The sequence below is a fragment of the Pseudonocardia pini genome (genome assembly GCF_013870575.1).
Taxonomy (GTDB): Bacteria; Actinomycetota; Actinomycetes; order Mycobacteriales; family Pseudonocardiaceae; genus Pseudonocardia; species Pseudonocardia pini.
In genome coordinates, this window is sequence record NZ_JACBXB010000410.1 from 1 (window position 1) to 4,889 (window position 4,889).

The window sequence follows — 4,889 nt, forward strand, 5'->3', positions numbered from 1 at the left end:
GCCCCGACCGTGACCGACGGCATGGGCAACACCGCGAACATCCTGTGCGGCAACATCCCGACCTCGAACGCGACCGTGTTCGTGATCGACAAGGTGCTCATGCCCGCCAGCTGATCCGAACCGGGGTGAACCGCTACGCGGTCCGCTCCGAACGCCCCACGAGGCGCCCGGCGGGTTCGACGGCCCGCCGGGCGTCTCGTCGTCGGGGTGCGGAGGGGGACTCCCGACGACGGGCCGGTCCCGACGTGCCCCCGTCGGGACCGGCTTCCCCGGCCACCCGGCGGGCCTTGCGCCGGGTCACCAGGATCCCGACGACGGCGAAGGCCCACACGGGGTACTGCACCAGCCACGCGGTCCGGAAACCCTCGGCGGTGAACCCGCCCGTGGCGGTGAGCACCGCCCCCATCACCATCAGGACCACCACGGACGCGCTGTAGCCCGCGATGTTCACCATCCCCTGCGCCACGGCCAGGTTGCCGCCCGGGTTGGTGGTGCGGGCGATGTCGAAGCCCACCACGGACGCGGGGCCGCCGACGGCCAGGACCACCACCAGCACCACGAGCAGCCAGGTGGGCGCCGGGCCGGGCAGGGCCAGCACGACGGTCCACGTCCCGGCCGTCAGCCCGATCACGCCGAGCAGGATCCACGAGCGCCGCATCGGGTGCCGCGCGGTCAGCACCCCGACCAGCGGCCCGACGACCACGGAGGCGATCACCAGCAGCGTCATCAGGGCACCGGCCACGAGCGGCTCCACGCCCTGTGCCGAGACCAGGTACGGCAGTCCCCAGAGCAGCGAGAACGTCATCATCGAGAACTGGGTGCCGAGGTGGCCGAAGAAGCCGAGCCGGGTGCCGGGCCGTCGCCAGACCTCCCCGACCTGGCGCACCAGCTCACGGGCGGGTGCGGGGCGGGGCGGGTGCCAGCCGACCGGCCCGTTCCGCACCAGGGCGGCGGCCACCACGGCGGAGACCACGCTCGCCCCGGCGGCCACGGTGAAGGCCGTCGACCAGCCCGCCGCGTGCAGCAGCAGGAGCAGCGGGAGCGCGGAGAGCACCTGGCCGAGCTGCCCGACGATCGTCGTGACCTGGGTCGCGACCGGGACCCGGCGCGCCGGGAACCACCGGGCCACGAGCACCATCGCCGAGGAGAAGGCGACCGCGTCCCCCGCGCCCACCAGCACCCGCGCGCCCAGGGCGAGCGGCAGGGTCGTCGCGAAGGCCAGCAGGCCCTGCCCCAGCCCGAGCAGCAGCCCGCCGACGAGCAGCATCACCCGTGGGCCGTACCGGTCGACCATCATGCCCGCAGGGATCTGTCCCGCGGCGTACACGGAGATCTGCAGGAAGACGAAGAGCGACAGGGTGCCCGGGTCGATGCCGAAGCGGTCCGCCGCGTCGAGCCCCGCGGCCCCCAGCGACGTCCGCTGCGTCACCCCGAACAGGTAGACGAGCACCGCCGCGCCCCACACCACCCAGACCGCGGGTCGGTGGCCGTTGCTCGTCGTGGTCTCGGCCCCGCTGGTCCGCATCCGGTGTGTCGCTCCCTCTGTCGTCGACGGCCAGTATGGCAACCGGTTGCCATCGGTTTCCAGCCACATGGTGGAATGCCGCCATGGATCACACCGGCGACCCGCGCCCGCGGGCCGTGACGATCTACGACGTCGCCCGCGAGGCCGGCGTCGCCACGTCGACCGCCTCCCGCGCGCTGTCCAACCCGGGCCGGGTCAGCGACCGCACCCGGGCGCACGTCGCCGCGGTCGCCGAGCGGCTCGGGTACGTCCCCAACCGGATCGCCCAGGCCCTGCCCTCCGGCCGCACCGGCCTGTTCGCCCTGGTCATCCCGGACATCACCAACCCGCACCACGTCGGCCTGATCCGCGGGGCGGAGGCGGCCGCCGCTGCGGCGGGACACTCCCTGGTGCTGGCCGACAGCCAGGAGGACGCGGCGATCGAGCTCGCGCACCTGCGCAGGCTGGCCTCCTTCGTCGACGGCTTCCTGCTCGTCTCCCCGCGCAGCCCGGCCGCGGAGCTGGCGGCGCACCTCGCGCGGCCCGCCGCCGTGTTCAACCGCCCGCTGGCAGGCCTGCCAGGCGTCGTCGCTGACGTCGACGCGGCCAGTGCCCACATCGTCGGACACCTCGTCGGGCTCGGCCATCGGCGGATCGCCTACCTGCGCGGACCCGTCACCTCGTGGGCGGACGGCGAGCGCCGCCGCACGCTGGCCGACCACGCCGCGCGACACGGCGTCGGGTTCGCGGAGCTCGGCCCCTTCGCACCCGTGCTGGGGTCCGGGCCCTCCGCCGCCGAGGCCGGGCTGGGATCGGGTGCCACCGCCCTGGTCGCCTTCAACGACCTGATCGCGATCGGCGTCCTGCAGCACCTCGAGCGCAGCGGGGTCTCCGTGCCCGGGCGGGTCAGCGTCGTCGGCGCCGACGACGTCTTCGGCGCCTCCTTCTGCCACCCCCCGCTGACCACGGTCACGAGCCCGGCCGAGGCGGCGGGCCGCGCGCTGGTCGGCCTCCTCACCGGCACCGCCCCCGAGGACCCGGTCCTCCCCTCGACCCTCGTCGTCCGGGAGTCCACGGGCCCCACCCCCTGAGCGGACGCTCGGACCTCCTGGGCGCCGGTGGGCGACAGGGCCGACGGTGCCGTTCGGAGGCCAGGTGGTCGGCTCCGGTGAGCGAGGGTGTCCTCCCCGATCGTCACTCGGTGAACGATCGGGTCGACACCCCGGCAATCTCGGTGGAGGGGTGCCGCTCGCGGCGTTCGCTCGCTACGCTCGCCAGCGACGAAGGGTGTGACGATGACGTCATGTTCGATGGACGTGGAGACCCCCCTCGCGGGTGTGCGCGTTCTCGAGGCGGGAGACACGCCGGCGCTCGCGTACGCGGGTCGGCTGCTGGCGGACCTCGGTGCCGAGGTGGTGGTGGTCGAGGGCGCGGAGGGCAGTCCGCTGCGCACGCTCGGCCCGTTCGCGGGCGGGGTGCCGGACGCGGAACGCAGCGCCTCCTTCGCCTACTTCCACGCCGGGAAGCACTCGGTGCGCCACACCGACGCGGAGACCGCCGCGCTCGCGGCGCGGGCCGACGTGGTGCTGCGCTCGACGCGGGACGGGCACGAGCTGCTGTCCGACGCCGAGGTCGAGCGCCTGCAGCGCGCGGACCCCGGCCTGATCGTGCTCGACGTGTCGTCCTTCGGCCGGGTCGGGACCGGCTCGGGCCCGTACCCGTCGGACGAACTGCTCGCCCTCGCGGCCGCGGGGCTGCTGGCGGTGAACTCGACGACGCTCACCGGCCCGGACCCCGAGCCGCTGCGCTACCGCGGCGAGCTGTCCAGCATGCATGCCGCGTGCGGTGCGGTGATCGCCGTGCTCGGCGCGCTGTTCGAGCGGCGGCGCAGTGGGCACGGGCAACGCATCGACGTCTCACAGCAGGCCGCCGTCGCGAGCGTGCTCGCCACGGCCCTGTCGCGGTGGGCCTACACCGGGTCGATGCCCGTGCGGCAGGGCAACCGCAGCGTGGGGCCGTGGGGCTTCTACGAGGTGAAGGACGGCCGCGTCCTGATGCAGATCACCCGGGACGAGGAGTTCCGCAGGCTCGTCCACCTGCTCGGCGACCCGGACTGGGGTGCCATCGAGCTGTTCGAGACCACCGCGGGTCGAGACGAGAACCACGACGTCCTCGACGTCTTCGTCCGAGAGTCGTTGGCGGACTTCACACTCCGGGAGTTCCTCGACCTGGCCTACACCCACCGGATCGCCGCGTGCCCCATCCACGGCGCCCGCGACATCCTGGAGTGGGACCACCTGGCCGCGCGGTCGTCGTTGCCCCCGGTGGCGTTCGAGAAGGCGCCCGACGAGTCCGTCCCGGTGCCCTGCAGGCCGTGGCGGTTCGGTGGCGCCGTACCGCCCGCCCGCGGGCCCGCGCCCGCGCTCGGCTCGTCGGACCCCTCGACCCTGTGGACGACGGCGGCCGAGCGGACCCCCGTCGCCCCCACCGACTCCCCCGTGCCCGGCCCGCTGGCCGGTGTGCGGGTCGTGGACCTGACGGTGGTGTGGGCGGGACCGTTCTCGGCGATGCAGCTCGCCCACCTCGGCGCGGACGTCATCAAGGTGGAGAGCGCGACCCGGCTGGAGACGACCCGCGGTCTCGGCCCCTACGCGGACGAGATCGTGGGGTTCAACCGGTCCGGTTACTTCAACCAGAACAACCAGGGCAAGCGGTCGGTCGCGCTCAACCTCAAGACCGAGCGGGGCAGGGAGCTGCTGCGCGACCTCATCGCCGAGGCCGACGTGGTGATCGACAACATGAGCGCCGGGGCGTTGGGGCGCATGGGGTTCCCCTTCCAGCGGCTGGTCGAGATCAACCCGCGGATCGTGGCCGTGTCGATGACCGGGTTCGGCGAGTCCGGGCCCTACTCCGGCCACACCGCCTACGGCTCGCTGATCGACGCGCTCTGCGGCATCGCGACGTCCAACGGCGCCGTCCGCGGCGGGCCGACCGACCTGGTCATGTCGCTGCCGGACCCGATGGCGGGCATCACGACCGCCATCGCCACGATCGGCGCCCTCTACCGCGCACAGGCGACCGGCGAGCCCGTCCGGGTCGAGACGGCGATGTTCGAGGCCTGCCTGTCCGCCTTCCCGTGGCCCGTCCTGTACGCGGGGGCGACCGGCGGCGAGGTGCCGGTGATCCACAACCGGGACGAGCTGCGCAGCCCGCACGGCACGTTCCGCTGCCGCGACGAGGACACCTGGGTCGCGGTCAGCGTGGCGGACGACGCCGCCTTCGCCGCCCTCGCCGACGTCATCGGCGAGCCGGGCCTCGCCGCCGATCCCCGGTTCGCGACCCTCGCGGCGCGAAGGTTGCACGAGGACGAGCTGGAGGCCGCGGT

4 protein-coding genes are annotated in these 4,889 nt (G+C 74.1%); 3 read left to right on the forward strand and 1 reads right to left on the reverse strand.

Annotated features, from left to right (window positions below):
• The coding region (locus tag H5J29_RS20855) for a fasciclin domain-containing protein (protein WP_181782732.1) at nucleotides 1-114 on the forward strand (114 nt) is incomplete at its 5' end.
• A 19-nt stretch (nucleotides 115-133) separates the two neighbouring features.
• Here the strand turns inward: H5J29_RS20855 and H5J29_RS20860 are convergent.
• Nucleotides 134-1,525, reverse strand: coding sequence for an MFS transporter (locus H5J29_RS20860; protein WP_181782733.1), 1,392 nt, complete (start codon nucleotides 1,523-1,525; stop codon nucleotides 134-136).
• Between the two features lie 83 nt (nucleotides 1,526-1,608).
• Between H5J29_RS20860 and H5J29_RS20865 the strand changes: the two genes are divergently transcribed.
• Both H5J29_RS20865 and H5J29_RS20870 read left to right on the forward strand, forming a co-directional pair.
• Nucleotides 1,609-2,595 carry a LacI family DNA-binding transcriptional regulator gene (locus H5J29_RS20865; protein ID WP_181782734.1) on the forward strand — a complete coding sequence of 329 codons (987 nt, stop codon included), beginning with the start codon at nucleotides 1,609-1,611 and terminating at the stop codon, nucleotides 2,593-2,595.
• A 219-nt stretch (nucleotides 2,596-2,814) separates the two neighbouring features.
• On the forward strand, nucleotides 2,815-4,889 hold a 2,075-nt coding region (locus H5J29_RS20870; protein WP_181782735.1), incomplete at its 3' end, for a CaiB/BaiF CoA-transferase family protein.

Bases quoted from the DNA above. Each gene is read 5' to 3' on its own strand.
- H5J29_RS20860 (WP_181782733.1), bottom strand. From the start codon at position 1,525: ATGCGGACCAGCGGGGCCGAGACCACGACGAGCAACGGCCACCGACCC.
- H5J29_RS20865 (WP_181782734.1), top strand. From the start codon at position 1,609: ATGGATCACACCGGCGACCCGCGCCCGCGGGCCGTGACGATCTACGAC.